17 protein-coding genes are annotated in these 15,308 nt (G+C 73.6%); 9 read left to right on the forward strand and 8 right to left on the reverse strand.

The genetic code is table 11. The features are described 5' to 3' along the window. Positions 1-117 precede the first annotated feature (117 nt). A complete protein-coding gene (locus tag ACZ4U4_RS30405; protein ID WP_467881031.1) occupies positions 118-414 on the reverse strand; it encodes a hypothetical protein in 297 nt (98 codons plus the stop codon). Between the two features lie 172 nt (positions 415-586). Between ACZ4U4_RS30405 and ACZ4U4_RS30410 the strand changes: the two genes are divergently transcribed. Then, on the forward strand, positions 587-1,045 hold the full coding sequence (locus ACZ4U4_RS30410) for a hypothetical protein (protein WP_467881034.1): 459 nt from the start codon (positions 587-589) through the stop codon (positions 1,043-1,045). Between the two features lie 13 nt (positions 1,046-1,058). Here the strand turns inward: ACZ4U4_RS30410 and ACZ4U4_RS30415 are convergent, their stop codons facing one another. Together ACZ4U4_RS30415 and ACZ4U4_RS30420 are read right to left on the reverse strand one after the other, a co-directional pair. Continuing rightward, the gene (locus ACZ4U4_RS30415) at positions 1,059-1,448 is read right to left on the reverse strand and encodes a hypothetical protein (RefSeq protein WP_467881037.1); all 390 of its coding nucleotides are present in this window, start codon (positions 1,446-1,448) and stop codon (positions 1,059-1,061) included. A gap of 282 nt (positions 1,449-1,730) precedes the next feature. Next, positions 1,731-1,853 carry a hypothetical protein gene (locus ACZ4U4_RS30420; RefSeq protein WP_467881040.1) on the reverse strand — a complete coding sequence of 41 codons (123 nt, stop codon included), beginning with the start codon at positions 1,851-1,853 and terminating at the stop codon, positions 1,731-1,733. Here ACZ4U4_RS30420 and ACZ4U4_RS30425 point away from each other — a divergent pair. Continuing rightward, on the forward strand, positions 1,852-2,361 hold the full coding sequence (locus ACZ4U4_RS30425) for a DUF6624 domain-containing protein (protein ID WP_467881043.1): 510 nt from the start codon (positions 1,852-1,854) through the stop codon (positions 2,359-2,361). The two genes, ACZ4U4_RS30420 and ACZ4U4_RS30425, sit on opposite strands and share 2 nt — an antisense overlap. A 95-nt stretch (positions 2,362-2,456) precedes the next feature. On the opposite strand, the gene ACZ4U4_RS30430 is transcribed toward ACZ4U4_RS30425, so the two are convergent. The 4 genes from ACZ4U4_RS30430 to ACZ4U4_RS30445 form a co-directional block, all read right to left on the reverse strand. Continuing rightward, positions 2,457-2,672, reverse strand: a complete 216-nt coding sequence (locus ACZ4U4_RS30430; RefSeq protein ID WP_030282575.1) for a cold-shock protein — start codon at positions 2,670-2,672, stop codon at positions 2,457-2,459. A 325-nt stretch (positions 2,673-2,997) separates the two neighbouring features. Next, on the reverse strand, positions 2,998-5,565 hold the full coding sequence (locus ACZ4U4_RS30435; protein WP_467881046.1) for an MFS transporter: 2,568 nt from the start codon (positions 5,563-5,565) through the stop codon (positions 2,998-3,000). Continuing rightward, complete coding sequence (locus ACZ4U4_RS30440) at positions 5,562-6,113, reverse strand: MarR family winged helix-turn-helix transcriptional regulator (RefSeq protein ID WP_467881048.1); 552 nt, start codon at positions 6,111-6,113, stop codon at positions 5,562-5,564. The genes ACZ4U4_RS30435 and ACZ4U4_RS30440 overlap by 4 nt, the downstream gene beginning before the upstream one ends. Positions 6,114-6,527: 414 nt before the next feature. Then, a complete protein-coding gene (locus tag ACZ4U4_RS30445) occupies positions 6,528-7,925 on the reverse strand; it encodes a pyridoxal phosphate-dependent decarboxylase family protein (RefSeq protein WP_467881051.1) in 1,398 nt (465 codons plus the stop codon). A 163-nt stretch (positions 7,926-8,088) separates the two neighbouring features. Between ACZ4U4_RS30445 and ACZ4U4_RS30450 the strand changes: the two genes are divergently transcribed. The 5 genes from ACZ4U4_RS30450 (at position 8,089) to ACZ4U4_RS30470 (ending at position 12,548) form a co-directional block, all read left to right on the forward strand. Next, a complete protein-coding gene (locus ACZ4U4_RS30450; RefSeq protein WP_467881053.1) occupies positions 8,089-8,445 on the forward strand; it encodes an MmcQ/YjbR family DNA-binding protein in 357 nt (118 codons plus the stop codon). A 220-nt stretch (positions 8,446-8,665) separates the two neighbouring features. After that, positions 8,666-9,280 carry a hypothetical protein gene (locus ACZ4U4_RS30455; RefSeq protein WP_467881056.1) on the forward strand — a complete coding sequence of 205 codons (615 nt, stop codon included), beginning with the start codon at positions 8,666-8,668 and terminating at the stop codon, positions 9,278-9,280. A 66-nt stretch (positions 9,281-9,346) separates the two neighbouring features. After that, positions 9,347-10,051: a ribonuclease H family protein gene (locus ACZ4U4_RS30460; protein WP_467881059.1), complete on the forward strand. Its 705-nt coding sequence runs from the start codon at positions 9,347-9,349 to the stop codon at positions 10,049-10,051. A gap of 180 nt (positions 10,052-10,231) precedes the next feature. After that, a complete protein-coding gene (locus ACZ4U4_RS30465; protein ID WP_467881062.1) occupies positions 10,232-10,798 on the forward strand; it encodes a nucleoside/nucleotide kinase family protein in 567 nt (188 codons plus the stop codon). A 262-nt stretch (positions 10,799-11,060) separates the two neighbouring features. Continuing rightward, complete coding sequence (locus ACZ4U4_RS30470; protein WP_467881065.1) at positions 11,061-12,548, forward strand: hypothetical protein; 1,488 nt, start codon at positions 11,061-11,063, stop codon at positions 12,546-12,548. Between the two features lie 182 nt (positions 12,549-12,730). Here ACZ4U4_RS30470 and ACZ4U4_RS30475 read toward each other — a convergent pair whose 3' ends face one another. Further along, entirely contained in the window at positions 12,731-13,153 is a 423-nt protein-coding gene (locus ACZ4U4_RS30475; RefSeq protein ID WP_467881067.1) for a DUF4345 domain-containing protein, read from the reverse strand. A 148-nt stretch (positions 13,154-13,301) separates the two neighbouring features. Between ACZ4U4_RS30475 and ACZ4U4_RS30480 the strand changes: the two genes are divergently transcribed. Further along, positions 13,302-13,907: a TetR/AcrR family transcriptional regulator gene (locus tag ACZ4U4_RS30480; RefSeq protein WP_467881069.1), complete on the forward strand. Its 606-nt coding sequence runs from the start codon at positions 13,302-13,304 to the stop codon at positions 13,905-13,907. Between the two features lie 217 nt (positions 13,908-14,124). Continuing rightward, positions 14,125-15,153 carry an L-threonine 3-dehydrogenase gene (gene tdh / locus ACZ4U4_RS30485; protein WP_467881071.1) on the forward strand — a complete coding sequence of 343 codons (1,029 nt, stop codon included), beginning with the start codon at positions 14,125-14,127 and terminating at the stop codon, positions 15,151-15,153. Positions 15,154-15,308: the final 155 nt, after the last annotated feature.

Raw genomic sequence — 15,308 nt, forward strand, 5'->3', positions numbered from 1 at the left:
AGGACGGCCGGGAACGGAGGCGGTACGAGGCGGGGCCCGGGCGGCGCGGGCAGCGGCCACCGGCCCCGGGCGCGCCGTACCGCCCGGCCGGACCGACCGGGCGGTACGGTGCGGACGCTACCGCTGCCGCTCGAAGAGCCGCTGCAACTCCCGCTCCGCGTCCTCGCCGCCGCGCACCGCCTCCACCACCGCCTGGTGGAAGCTGCGGCTGTCCTCCTCGGAGAAACAGGGGACGGGACTGCCGACCATCGTGAACCAGTCCGCGGAACCGGTGTACTGCACCGTCACATCCGCCTGCTTCTCCGACCAGGTCGTATGGATGGTCACATCGCCGTTGAGGTCACGCCCCTCCACGGTGTGGACGGTGCCCGGCCGTGCATGGATGCCGACGGTGGTCCAGGAAGCCCAGGTCATGAATTCCCCCTCGGGTGACGGGGGCACCGGCCGGCGGCCGGGCGCAGTTCCTCAAGTCTGGCACCGGCGGCCGGTCGCCGCAGGGCGGCCCGGCGCCCCTGGGAACGGCGGCGTTCACTCCGGTGGCCGTACCCGTGCGGACAGCCGCCGGATTCCGGGGCACAGGAGGAACATGAGCAGTCACTCCGCACCGCACGACGCCGACCGGCCCGGCCCGGACGCCGCCCACCGCAGGCCCGAGGGGGTCGGCGACGCCACGGTCCGGGCGCTGGGCACCCTCTCGGAAGCCCTGGAGACCGTCGAACGGGCCCGCGGCCATCTCTACGCCTTCCACCAGCTCACCGGAGGCGCCGACCGCACGGTGGGGGAGAGCGTCCACCAGCTGCGGGCGGCCGGCCACCTCGAACTGGCCGATCTCGTCGAGCGCGAGATCGTCGGCCGGAACGTCCTCCCGGGCCGCTGGACGTTCCAGGTGGTCGAGGAGTTCAACGCCACCTACTACCGGCCCTTCACCGCGATCGAGGCGCAGGTACGCGGCGAGCTCGTCGCAGGCCGCGAACACCTCAACGAAGCAGAACTCAAGGAGATCCGCCGCACCCACGGCCACCCCGACCACACCGCCACGCCCTGACCCGGCGCCGGTGTCAGCCGGTGGCCGGGCCTGCCGCGCTCGGGGGGCGGCTGCCGATCCGCATCCCGGGGCGGCGGCGGTGCACGGTGAGGTACGACAGGCCCGCCGCGCCCGCCACGAGGGCGCGGGTGGAGCCGTGCGGCAGCCACACCAGCCCGCCCGCGGCCAGCGGCTCGTCCGGACCGGCGGACTCCAGGGTGCCGTCCCCGGCCAGGACGAGGAGGAGAACGTCCAGATCCGGTTCGGTGTGGGCGGCCACGCGCTGCCCGGCCGTCAGATGGACGACATTGGCGTCGAGCTGGCGCCCGGACTCGGCCAGCTTCCACCGCACCGCGGCACCGCCCGAGGCGTCCGCGGCGAGCGCGCCGACATCGCACAGCACGCTCGGAACTGGAGATTCCACCCTGCTCACCTTTCCCTGGGCCGTGGAACCGCATTCTTCCATCGCACGCCACCGGCCGAGCGCGTCGAGGCGGCCGGGGCCGTACGGAGAACGGGGGCGGGGGCGTGCGGCGGGGGAGCGCGCGGTTGACGGTGCGCGGGGTGTCCCCGGCAGCGGCGCCGAAATGCGGCGGGCCCGGCGGGACTTCTCCAGTCTCTCCGGCGGTGGGGGCCGCTGTCACCGTCCCCGAAGGTGATCTTTGCCGCCGGTCGCGCCCGTAGCGTGGTGCCACCACCGCCACCCTCACGCCACGATCGCGGCCGGCCACCGCAGGCCGCCGCGCACCCGTCGGCGCGGTGTGCCGTGCCCGGCGCGTACGAGCGCGCCGTCACCGTGATCACCCAGCCCGAGGAGCTTTACGCCCATGCCTTCTTCCCCCGTCGACGAGCTGCGTGCCGAACTGATCGCCATGGCCGAGGACGACGCACGGACCGGACCGTGCGCCAACAGCGAGGACCCCGCCGAACGGCTGGCCTGGCACCGTCTCACCGCGGAGCACGGGGACCGGCTGCGCCGCATCATGGACGAGTTCGGCTGGCCCACCGCGGACCGGGTCGGTCCGGCGGCCGCCCGCGCCGCCTGGCTGCTGGCGCAGCACGCGGACCGCCAGCTCGATGTGCAGCGCCGGGCGCTGGAGCTGCTGGAACAGGCGGTGGCCGATGGCGCCGCCGGGCCCCGGGAACTGGCTTTCCTACGTGACCGGGTGCGGGTGAACGAGGGGCGCGAGCAGCTCTGCGCCACCCAGATCGCCGGGGTCCGTGACGGGGCGCCGGTGCCCTGGCCCTGTGCGGAGCCCGACCGCGTCGACGCGCTGCGCGCCGAGGCCGGGATCGAGCCGTACGAGGAGTACCTCGCGCAGTTCACGGCCGGCTGACGGCCGGACCGGCGCGCCGCCCGACGCGGATCCGCCCCGCTCCTCCCGGGAGCGGGGCGGCGACGGGCCCTGGAGAGGAGGGGCCGGGCGGCGGATCAGGCGTCGACAGTGTTGACCACGATGTTCTCGGCCTGCGGGCCCTTGTGGCCCTCGGTGACGTCGAAGGAGACGAGCTGGCCCTCCCGCAGCTCCCGGAAACCGGTGGCGTTGATGTGGGAGTAATGGGCGAAGACGTCGGGGCCGCCGCCGTCCTGCTGGATGAAGCCGTACCCCTTCTCCGCGTTGAACCACTTCACGATGCCGCTCTTCATATGCCCTCCACGGGAACTCGTAAGACCTCCCGCACCGTGCGGGAGGCCGCGACAGACGACGGATGACTGACAAGTGGTGACCGACCGCACCGGACCGGAACTCGGAGGTCACCCTTCGACGTTACACAGAGAGTGACTTAATGGCCACAAAGGGTGGGTGTTTGGGGTGGGTTTCGTGTGCTCTGCGTGTCGGTGGAGGGGTACGGAGCGTGAAAGCGCACCGGAGGGGCGCTGCCGCGCGGCGCGGCGTGGGCGGCGGGCCGCGGACAGGAACGGGCCCGGCCCCTGGAGCAGGAGCCGGGCCCGGAGTCCCGTCGGCGACCGGTCAGCCGACCGTGTCGTGACCGAGGTCGATGTCCAACTCGGTGTGTCCGTCGGTGTCCACCCGCAGCGGCGTGGCGACCGGCGGATAGCCGCTGGCGATCACCGTGTAGGTGCCCTGGTCGAGGTCGGTGAAGACGTATGCGCCGTCACCGCCGGTCGTCGCCGTCCCCACGACGTTGCCCGCCGGGTCCAGCAGCGTCACCCGGGCGTCGCCCAGCGGCCCGTGGTGCGCGGACCGCACCGTGCCCCGGATGCGGGCGCCGGGCGTCAGCCGGATCTCGTAGCGGTTGCGGCCGCCGGAGGTGACCTCCACCGGGAGGGCGGCCGGGCGGTGGCCCTCGGCGCTGACCGCGAGGGTGTATCCGCCCTGCGCCAGTTCCCCGAAGGCGAAGCCGCCGTCCGCACCGGCGATACCGGACGCCACGACCTCACCGCGGACATCCGTGGCGACGACCAGCGCGCCCGGCAGCGGAGCGCTGTCCAGATCCGCGACGACCTCGCCGGAGAGCCCGGCCGCACCGCCGAGCGCCATGTCGAACCGCACCGGCTCATCCGCCACCACGACCGTCGCCGCCTGCGGCTGCCGAGCACCCGCCGAGCCGATCAGGACATACGTCCCGGCGCCCGGCGCGGCCAGCGCGAAGCGGCCGTCGTCCCCGGTGGCGGTCCGGCCCAACTGCCGTCCGCCGACATCGATCAGCGTGACCACGGCCTGCGCCACCGGGGCGCCGCCGCCGTCGTGCACGGTGCCGGTGACACCGGGGCCCGACAGGTCCACGGGCGCGGGCGGCACGGCCTCGGCCGGCGCCGCCTCCGCGGTGGTGACCTCGGCCTGCGCCACGGCGCCCGCGTCCGCACCGGCCTCACCGGCGGCTCCGGCGGCCTCCGCGTCGGCCTGGGCGCGCGCCTGCAGACCGGAGATCTGCCGCAGCGGCACCTCCTTGACGAACAGCACCAGCAGGAACGCCACCGCGACGACGATCGCGCCCATCAGGAAGACCGTGTGCATCGAGTCGGCGAAGCCGCGCTTGAACGGCTCGGCCAGCCGCGGGTCCAGATGCTGGATGAACGACGAGTCGCTGAGCACACCGGAGGAGTTCCCGCCGCCCCCGGGCGCCTTGAGCATGTCCAGGACCGGCTTGTTGGCCGGGTCCTGGAGGACCTTCGGATCGTGCAGCGCCGCCTGGAAACGCTCGGTGCGCACGGCCGAGCCGAACGCGTCCGCGATCTTGTCGCCGACGGTGCTGAACAGCACCGACAGGAAGATCGCGGTACCGGCGGTGGCACCCATCTGCCGGAAGAACGTCGACGACGCGGTCGCCACGCCCATGTCCCGCGGCGGCACGGCGTTCTGCACCGCCAGCACCAGCGTCTGCATGCAACCGCCCAGCCCCAGGCCGAAGACGAGCATGTAGATCATGGTCTCCCACAGTGCCGTGTCCCACTGGACCCGGAAGTGGAAGAGCAGCATCGCCGCGACCATCAGCGCCGTACCGAAGATCGGGAAGATCTTGTAGCGGCCGGTCTTCGCGGTGATCTGACCGCAGGCGACGGAGGCGATCAGCATGCCCGCCATCAGCGGCAGCATCTCCAGGCCAGAGCGGGTGGGGCTCGCGCCCTTCACGATCTGGAGGTACTGCGGGATCATCAGCATCCCGCCGAACATCCCCATACCGATCAGCACGGACAGCAGGCTCGTCATGCTGAACGTGCTGTTGCGGAAGAGCCGCATCGGGATCAGCGCATCGTCCCCGATCCACCGCTCGACGAAGATCCACGCGATGATGCCGAGGCCGCCGATGACATAACAGGCGATCGAGGTGTTCGACCCCCAGCCCCACTCGCGGCCCTGTTCGGCGACGAGCAGCAGCGGGACGACACCGATCGCGATGGTCAGCGCGCCCCACCAGTCGATGCGGTGGTCGCGCCGGGTGTGCGGGATGTTGAGGACCTTCGCGACGACGAACAGCGCGACGATGCCGATCGGCACGTTCACCAGGAACACCCAGCGCCAGCCGGTGATCCCCAGCAGATGCTCCTGACCGGCCAGCGCGCCGCCGATCAGCGGGCCCGCCACGCTGGAGGTGGCGAAGGTGCCCAGCATGTAGCCCTGGTAGCGGGCCCGTTCGCGGGGCGGGACGATGTCACCGATGATGGCCAGCGCCAGCGACATCAGACCGCCGGCGCCCAGGCCCTGCACCGCGCGGAACGCCGCGAGTTCGGTCATCGAGGTGGAGAAGGTGCAGGCCACCGAGCCGACGACGAAGACGCTGATCGCCGTCAGGTAGTACGGCTTCCGTCCGTGCAGGTCGGACAGCTTGCCGTACAGCGGAGTCGAGATCGTCGAGGTGATCAGATAAGCGGTGGTCGCCCACGCCTGCTGGCTCAGGCCGTGCAGGTCGTCGGCGATGGTCCGGATCGACGTACTGACAATGGTCTGGTCGAGCGCCGCCAGAAACATCCCCAGCATGAGGCCGCTGAGGATGGTCAATATCTGACGGTGGGTGAGGACACCTGTCCCCGGTATCGCCTTGGCCCCCGCCGTGGGTGGGGAGGTGGATGTGCTCATGCGCGGTGCTCTCCCTGTTGCGCGGCGCTGCCCTGGTCTCCCCCGGAGCACGGTCGCGCGTGTTGGTGTTCCACCAAGTCGTTGTTGAGGCGGCCCAGCAGCCGGATCAGGTCCGCCCGGTCCTGCGGCGTCCATGGCTCCAGCAGCCTGGCCAGTTCGGCGTCGCGCTGACGCCGGTAGTGCTCGAAGGTGTCCCGGCCGGACGGGGTGGCGCTCAGCAGGGTGACCCGCCCGTCGTCCGGGTCGGGGCGCCGCTCGACCAGACCCCGGTCGACCAGCGCCCGTACCTGACGGCTGACCGTCGACAGGTCCAGGAACGCGTCGGCGGCCAGGTCGGTCGCCCGTCGGTCGCCGCCGATCACCAGCCGGGCCAGCAACACCCGGTCGGCGGCGCTCGCGTCGTTCTTCGCGCGCTGTTTCCACGCCGCGATCAGCCGCGTGAACCGCACGATTTCCGACCCCAGTCCGGTGGCGGCCTCGTCCAGTCCGGAGACGGCGGTGACCCGCTGGTCCGGGTGGCCGACAGGGGGGACCGTCCCCTTGCTCATGATGAATCCTTGCGAAAGTGCGTCGGCGCACGTCGGCCGACCCGGCATATTGCTTGTATCCAGCAAGTCTAGCCGCTCGCGGCACCCGCCGATCACCGTTCGGCGACCTCGCCGGGCCGAACGCCGTTGTCAGACCCCGGCGTTACGGTCGGGAGCATGACTGACGAAGCCGTCCACGAGGTGACGCGCCGGGCTCGCCGCGGCCGCCGGCTGCTCGCGGCTGTGCGCCGACGTGGGGCGCGGTGGGCGGGCGCCGCGGACCCGGCGGCTCGCCGCGGTGCGGGGAACTGCCGAGAGGCGGGGGCCCGCCGGTCCGCGGGCCCCCGCCTCGTCACCTGCCTCCGGCCGGCCGGGCGCCTCCTGCCGACCGGACGTCTCCTCCCCGGCGCCCGCCCGGGGCCCGGGGCCGTGTGTTCACGCCTGCTGGGCCGTCACCTTCCGGGCCGCCGCCTCCAGCGCCGCCGCGATCCGGGCCACATCCGCCTCACCGGTACGCCAGTTGCTGAACGCCGCCCGCAGCGCGGGGGTGCCGTCGTACACCGTCGGCGTCATGAACGCCTCGGGGGAGACCGCGTCCGCGAGCGCCCGCAGCGACTGCTCCGTCGGTTCGCCGGCCAGCGTGAAGCAGACGACGTTCAGCCGCACCGGCGCCAGCAACCGCAGCTCCGGCGCCGCCTCCACCGCCCGCCCCAGGGCCCGGGCCCCGGCCACACATCGCTCGACGATCTCCCGGTACCCCTCCCGCCCGTAGGCCCGCAGGGTGAACCACGCGGCGAGCGCCCGCAGCCGGTGCGAGTTCTCCGGCGTCAGATGGACGAGGTCCGGGTCCGCGCCCAGCGGCCCCAGGTACGCCGCGGCGCTGCGGAACACCTCCGCCTGCAGATCCGGCCGCCGGGTGAACTGCACCGCGCTGTCGTACGGCACATTGAGCCACTTGTGCAGGTCCACGCAGACCGAGTCCGCCAGATCCAGCCCGGCCACCAGAGGCGCCGACGCGGGGGAGAGGGCGGCGAACGCGCCGAACGCGGCGTCGACGTGCAGCCAGAATCCGTAGCGGTCGCGCAGCGCGGCGATGGCCGTCAGATCGTCGAAGTCGACGGTGTTGACCGTCCCGGCGTTCGCCACCACGATGCACGGCCCGTCGTGCGCGGCCAACTCCCGCTCCAGCGCCGCGAGATCGACGGCCTCCCGCCCCGGCAGCGTCCCCACCGCCACCAGCGCGTCGTGCCCGAGCCCCAGCACCGACAGCCCCTTGGTCACGCTCGCGTGCGCGGCCCCCGACAGCACCCGTACGGGACCGAGCGCCGCCACCCCGCTGCGCGCCGGGGAGACACCGCGCCGCTCGCCGAGCCATTCGCGGGCCACCGCGAGGCCGACGGTGTTCGACATCGTCGCCCCGCTCACGAACGTCCCCGCGTGCGCGTCCGACAGACCGAACAGCTGCCGCAGCCAGGCCACCGTCCGCCGCTCCAGCACCTGGCCCGTGCCGTCCAGCGAGGTGTTGGAGTTCTGGTCGGCGGTGGCGGTCAGCCAGTCACCGGCCAGCGCCGCGGGCGTCGCCCCGCCCGTCACGAACCCCAGGTACCGAGGCCCCGCGCTCCCCGACAGGCCAGGCTCCCAGTGGTCACCGAACTCCGCCAGCGCCGCCCGCAGCCCCGCCCCGGACTCCGGCAGCGGGACCTCCGGCGGCGGCTGCCAGGCCGGGATCACCGGCCGCTCGGCCACTCCGTCCAGGAAGGTCACGGCGCGTTCCCGCGCGGCGTCCAGCAGGGCGGGCAGGTCGGCGAGATCGTCGGCGAGACGAGGGTGCATGGGGGCTCCATTCTCCGGTTCGCCGTCACGCTAGGCCGGTGCGCGCGGCCGCGGCCCGGTCCACCTGCGCACAACTGGACCGATTCCGGGGCCCGTACGCCACCCGCGCGGGCGGCGGCCTCCCGTCGTGCGGACCTCCGCGCCGCCCTCGTAACCTCGGACCATGACCGATGCCCAGTCCCCGCCCGACTCCGACGACGTACGCCGTATCGCGCTCTCGTTCCCCGGTACGGAGGAGCGGCTGGCGTGGGGGATGCCGACCTTTCGGGTCGCCGGGAAGATGTTCGTCACCGTGCCGGACGACGAGACGTCGTTCGCCGTCCGCTGCCCGATGCACGAGCGCGCGGAGCTGATCGCGGCGGAGCCGGAGAAGTTCTGGGTCCCGCCGCACGAGGCCGGCTCCCACTGGGTGCGCGTCCGCCTCGCCGCCCTGGACGACGAGGCGGAGCTCCGCGACATCCTGACCGACTCCTGGCAACAGGCCGCACCACCCCGCCTGTTGGAGACCTTCCGCCCGTAGCGGACGCCGCTCCGGGCGGGCCCGGACCAGGCCCGTACGGGCACGAGCGGGCGGCCCGCGCGGGTGGGGCGGACCGGCGAACGCGACGGGCCCGGCCGGGGCCTCCGCGCCACCGCCCCGTATACACCGGTGGCGGCCCCGCGGCCGGGACGCGGGCCGCCACCGGGCCTTCTCTCCGGTTCTCGCGACGGTCGGCGACGCGGCCGCATAGGCTCGGCGTATGCCCGCCCCGGAAGCCGTCGCCCGCCGTGACCGCGCCGCCCGCCGCCGTGCCACCGCCCTCGACATCCTCGGCACGCTCGGCCTGGTCGACCGCTGGCGGCCCCTCGGACGGCCGGTGGTGGTCGGGTCGGTGGCGCTGGATCTCGTCGTCGAACCGGACATCGATCTGGAGATCTACTCCCCGGTCCCGTCCGCCGCCCGGGGCTTCGCCGCCCTCGCGCCCTGCGCCGAGCTGCCGGGCGTACGCCGGTTGCGGTTCACCAACGCCCTCGACCTGCCCGACCAGGGGCTGTACTGGCGCCTGGACTACGAGGCGGAGTCCGGCGACACCTGGCAGATCGACATGTGGTGGCTGGCCGACGACCACCCGGGCCCCCGGGCCGCCGACCTGGTCGAGCCGCTGCGCGCGGCGCTGACCGAGGAGACGCGGGACGCGATCCTCGCGATCAAGGAGGCGGCGGCAGCCGAGGGCGAGCCGCTGCCGGGCGTCTGGGTCTACCGTGCGGTCGTCGCCGACGGGGTCCGCGGCTATCCCGCCTTCACCGCCTGGCGCGCCCGCACCGCCACCGACCGGCTGACGTCCTGGCGTCCCGCCACCACTCCGCCGCACTGAGTCACGGCGGCCGCCGGGAACGGGGGCGTGGCGCCCGGCACCCCGTCGGCCTGGGATGATCGGGGCATGGCTGAACGCGTAATCGCCGCGTGTGACGGGGCGTCGAAGGGAAATCCGGGACCGGCGGGCTGGGCCTGGGTCATCGCCGACGAGGCCGGCGACCCGGCCGTCTGGGAGGCCGGACCGCTGGGCACGGCGACCAACAACGTCGCCGAGCTGACCGCTCTGGAGCGGCTGCTGACCCACGCCGACCCGCAGATCCCGCTGGAAATCCGGATGGACTCGCAGTACGCGATGAAGGCGGTCACGACCTGGTTGCCCGGCTGGAAGCGCAAGGGGTGGAAGACCGCCGCGGGCAAGCCGGTCGCCAACCAGGAGCTGGTGGTGCGCATCGACGCACTGCTGACCGACCGCTCCGTCACGTTCCAGTACGTCCCCGCACACCAGGTGGACGGTGACCCGCTCAACGACTTCGCCGACCGCGCCGCGAGCCGCGCCGCGACCGACCAGGAGCCCGCGAGCAGCGCCCAGGGCTCCCCGGAACCGCCGCCCTCCTCGCCCACCGCCGCCCGCGCCAAGCCGGTCCGCCGCAACGGCGGCGCCGCCACGCGTACGCGCGGTGCCGGGGGCGGCTCGTCCCGGACGCTGAAGGCGAAGTTCCCCGGCCGCTGCCGCTGCGGCCGCTCGTACGCCGCGGGTGAATCCATCGCGAAGAACCCGGACGGCTGGGGCCACCCGGACTGCCGCACCTCCGTGAACGGCGCGGCGTAGCGGACCCCGCCGAGGCGCGAAAACCGAAGGCCGGGAGCCGAAGGCCGAGCAGGGAGGGCCGGAGCCGGTGACGGGACGTTGTGCGTCCGTCGCGCGGGCTCCGGCCCTCGGCCGTACCGGGGCGGCGGCGCGGAGAAAACCGCCTGCGTCGGCCCGGTGGTGCGTGGCAGGGTGCCCGCCATGGACACGGCAGAGGTACTGCTCATCGGCGGGCGCGCGGGCGTGGGGAAGACCACGGTGGGCTGGGAGGTCTCGGCGCAGCTGCGGGCCGCGGCGGTCCGGCACTGCATCATCGACGGCGACTACCTGGGCCAGGCCCACCCCGCGCCGGACGGCGACCCGCACCGCACCGCGCTCACCACACACAATCTCGCGGCCGTCTGGTCGAACTACGCGGCCCTGGGGTACCGCCGCCTGATCTACACCAACACCGTCAGCGTGCTGCCGGAGAGCGCCGCGATGTTCCGGCACGCCATGGGCGACGACGTCCGACTCGTACGGGTGCTGCTCACCGCCACAGATGCCACGACCGGGGAACGGCTGACCGCACGGGAGATCGGCTCGGAGCTGGCCGCCGCACTTGCGGGCAGCGCCCGCAAGGCACGCCTTCTGGACGTGCGGGCGCCCGAGGACACCGTGCGGTTGGCGACGGACGGGCGCACCGTGATCGCTCTTGCGCAGGAGGCCGTGCGGGCGACGGGATGGGTGGCGCCGCCCGCCGTACGGCCTCCCGGGCATCCGGCCTGATCGGGGCGCGGGCCCCGCCGGGTGCCGCCACCGCCCGCACCTCACGCCCCGCCGCGCCCGTCCGTCCCCGGCGCCCGTCCACCTCCGCGCTCCCTCCGCGCGCGCCCCTCGCGCCGGTGCCGATCGCGCCAAGAGGGACGCGATCACGTCGTTGACCAGCGCAGTTACCCGGATCCGCCCTCGCCCCGGGCGGCCGTCCAGGAGAGTACGGACGGAGATCGACCGCGTACACAACGTAAGAAAAGGCGAGGAGGGCTTGGCCTTGAGGGGCGGAGACATCACCCAGGCGTTGACCATGCTGCACACCACGGTCGTGCACACCGGGAACGACGTGCGGGACACCCTGGGCAAGGGGGTGGAGCGTCTGGCGAACGGACAGGAGCTGGCGCACCAGGAGGTGCTGGCCAAGCTGGACGGCGTGGCGCAGGGGGAGGCCACGCAGAAGGCGCTGTCCGGTGTGCGCGAGGAACTGCGCGCCGTCGTACGGAACGTCGGCTCCCTGAAGACGAAGGCCGAAGGGGCGGACCCGTCCCCGAAGGCCGATGTGCGGGGGGAGGTGACGGCCGCCCTCGGCTCGTTGGGAGAGGATGTGAAGGGGCTGGCGGGGCTGCTCGTCGATCTTCGCGAGGAGTTGGTGAAGCTGCGGGAGGCCGAGCCGCGACGCTCCGAGGAGGCCGCTCCGCCGGAAGAGGTCGAGGGTCGGTCAGCCGATCCGGACGCTGGAGACGCTGGGGGAGACGGGGGTGCCGAGGCCGGTACCAGCGTCGGCGCCGGGCGCCCGAACGCCGGTCACGGGCTCGCCGATCTCCCTGGCGAGCGGGCGGCCGTCTCCATGGCCGCTCGCGATGAGAAGGCCGTATCCGCGGCGACCTCGGAGCCGCCCGCCATGAGCACGGCCCCGCTCCCTCCCGCCACGGTCTCCGCCTCGGCGCCGCCCGGCGCGGCCATCCTTCAGGAAGCCTCCCTGATCCCTTCCCAGCGCACCTCCCTCACCGAGGCGCTCAAGGAGGCGGTGGCGCCCCTGCGCGACGAACTCGCCCGCGCGCGTGCGGAACGACAGGAACGGCAGGAGCACGGAGAGGAAGAGGAACTCGCGCGGAAATACGGCGAGTTGGCGAACGAGGTGGCTTCCCTGCGGCAGGTCGTGGTCGACATCGCCGCGCGCACGGAGGGGGAGGAGGCGTCACCCGAGGAGGCCCTGGCAGGGGGCGAGCCCTCGGTGGCCGAAGGCGAACCGGTCGCCCTCGCTCCCGTCGACGGGACGGCGCACCGGCGTCTGCTGCTCCAGGCGGCGCGGGTGTCGTCGACCGTGCTCATCTGCCACCGCGACGTATGGGAGTTCGTGTCCGCCACCGCCGGGCGGCACCGTCATTTCCGGATGCCGCCGGAGGTCGTCGACGAGGGGGCGGGGCGGGTCTCGGCCGCGCTGTCGGGGCGTTCCCTGATCGCGATCCTGATCAGCCTGCACCGGATCCGGACCGCCGATGACGACGGTGACGGGGACCTGCCGCTCGCCACGACGCTCTACCTCCGCATCGAACAGGCCCTGACCGCCCTCGCGTCCGACGGGACGCCGCTGACCATCGTCCTCGACGACCGCGGGGCCCCGGACCTGCGGGAAGTGGCCGCCAGCGGCGCCCGGCACCGGCGCGACCCGGATGGTACGGAGGGCGGCCGACCCCCGGGGCAGGGCAGCGGCGGCGAGTCGTCCCGGTCATCGGAGGGCGACGGCGAGGCCCTGGCCGGCTGACCCGAGAGGCACCCCGCACGCCGGACCGGCTCCCCGGGAGGGGGCCGGTCCGGCCTCTACCGGTGCGGGTGCCGGGCCCGCGCCGCCATGCAGGCCCGCGCTGCCCACCAGGACCCGTCGGTCGCCCGCGCCGACGGCCCGGCGCGGCGCACCCTCGCCGGGCGCCCCCACCGCCCCTCCCGTCACGCCTCCGCCTCGGCGGCCTTCGTCTCCGCAGGTCGCGCCGCCTTCTCCTCCGCGTCCGCGAGCCAGAACAGCAAGGGGGAGAGGGCGAGTTCGAGGCAGCCGAGTGCCGTCTGGAACCAGTGCGGCCACCCGGTCACGGCGACCGAGAGCACCCGGCCGAGCGCACCCAGCAGGAACACGCCGGTCAGCAGGCGGACCGAGGACGCCGGGATCGGCGTCTGCCGGGTCGCCCGCAGCCAGGCCAGGCCGTAACCGGTGAAGATCGCGCCGAAGAACCGGCCGAGGCTGTCGATCGTCGCGCCCGCGCGGGAGGCGCCGGGGATCGCGGCGTTCCCGCCCAGGACATGGAAGAGGCCGATCGCCGCGCAGCCGTACCCCATCGTGAGGGCCAGCAGGCGGAGTGCCTTCGCCCGGGTCATGTCCCACCATCTCCTCCGTCGAGGCGGTACCGGCGCACGCCTTCGGCACCTGGCATCCGAGCGCCGTCACGGTCGGCCGGGTCCGCGTAGTAGACACGTGTATATCAGCGTCACCCCTTACTAGATACGTGTCAAGTAAGGTGGCTCCATGTCGCCCCGTCAGCGCCTCAGCCCCGCCGAGCGCCGTGCCCAACTCCTCGCCGTCGCGGCCCAGCTGTTCGCCGCGCAGCCGTACGACGAGGTGCGGATGGAGGGCGTCGCCGAGCGGGCGGGCGTCTCCCGTGCCCTGCTCTATCAGCACTTTTCCAGCAAACGCGCGCTCTTCGCGGCGCTCTACCGGCAGGCCGCCGGGCAGCTGCTCGCCCGGTCGCGGGTCGATCCCGCCGACACCCTCGTGGAACAGCTGACCGAGGGCCTCGATGCCCACATCGCGTACTTCGCGGAGAACCGCAACACCGTGCTGGCGGCCAACCGGGTCCTCGCCGGGGACCGGCTGATCCAGACGATCATCGCCGACGAACTCGACGCGCTGCGCGAGCGGTTGCTCGCCGTGCTGCCGTACGCCGAGGGCCGGCGGGAGGCCGTCTCGGGGGTGCTCAAGAGCTGGCTGGTCTTCGTCCAGGTGCTCTGCGTCGACTGGCTCACCGAGGAGACCTGCACCCGTACCGAACTGCGGGATGTGTGCATCGGGGCGGTGCTGGGCGGGTTGCGTCCACTGCTCGACGAGGACCCCGCGCCGGAGTGGCCCCGCTGACGCGTGACCCGTGTGCCGGAGGGGACGGATGAAGCGCTTCTGTTGCCCGGCTTAAGAAATGATCGATGGACGCGGCGCCCGTCGGACGGCAGATTGTGAGGCGTCCGGCCACGGGCGGTCGCGGTCTCCGCGTTCGCCGCCGTGTGCCGGTTTTTCCTGCCCGGATCCGCCGCTCCACGGTGCGCCCGGGCCCGTCGTCGGCACAGGAGGCGCCTCGGTGAAAGCGCTGGTCAAGAAGGTGGCTGAGCCCGGGTTGTGGCTGCGGGACGTCCCGGAGCCGGCCTTTGGGCCCGGCGAGGTGCTGATCAAGGTGTTGCGCACCGGTATCTGCGGCACCGATCTGCACATCCGTGACTGGGACGGCTGGGCGCAGCAGGCCGTCGCCGCGCCGCTGATCGTCGGCCACGAGTTCGTCGGCGAGGTCGTGGAGACCGGCCGGGACGTCACCGACATCGCCGTCGGCGACCGGGTCAGCGGCGAGGGCCACCTGGTGTGCGGCAAGTGCCGCAACTGTCTGGCCGGCCGTCGCCACCTGTGCCGCGCCACCGTCGGGCTGGGCGTCGGCCGGGACGGCGCGTTCGCCGAGTACGTCGCGCTGCCCGCCTCGAACGTCTGGGTGCACCGGGTCCCCGTCGACCTCGATGTCGCCGCGATCTTCGACCCGTTCGGCAACGCCGTGCACACCGCGCTGTCGTTCCCGCTGGTCGGCGAGGACGTACTGATCACCGGCGCCGGGCCGATCGGGCTGATGGCGGCGGCCGTCGCCCGGCATGCCGGGGCCCGTAACGTCGTGATCACCGACGTCAGCGAGGAGCGCCTGGAGCTGGCCCGCAAGATCGGCGTCAGCCTCGCGCTCAATGTGGCCGGCGCGACGATAGCCGACGGTCAGCGGGAGATCGGGCTGCGCGAGGGCTTCGACATCGGCCTGGAGATGTCCGGCCGCCCCGAGGCGCTGCGCGACATGATCGCCAACATGACCCACGGCGGCCGCATCGCCATGCTCGGCCTGCCCGCCGCCGAGTTCCCCGTCGACTGGGCCCGCATCGTCACCTCGATGATCACGCTCAAGGGCATCTACGGCCGCGAGATGTTCGAGACCTGGTACGCGATGTCGGTGCTGCTCGAAGGCGGACTCGACCTCGCGCCGGTGATCACCGGCCGGTACGGCCACCGCGACCACGAGGCGGCCTTCGCCGACGCGGCGAGCGGCCGCGGCGGCAAGGTCATCCTCGACTGGACCGGCTGACCTCCCGTTCTCCCCGCGGGGGGGGGGGGGGGGGGGGGGGGGGGGGGGGGGGGGGGGGGAAGGGGAGGGGGGGGGGGGGGGGGGGGGGGGGGGGGGGGGGGGGGGGGGGGGGGGGGGGGGGGGGGGGGGCGACGCGGAGGAGCTCTCTCCCTCCT

This window comes from Streptomyces sp. NPDC029159 (assembly GCF_055564055.1).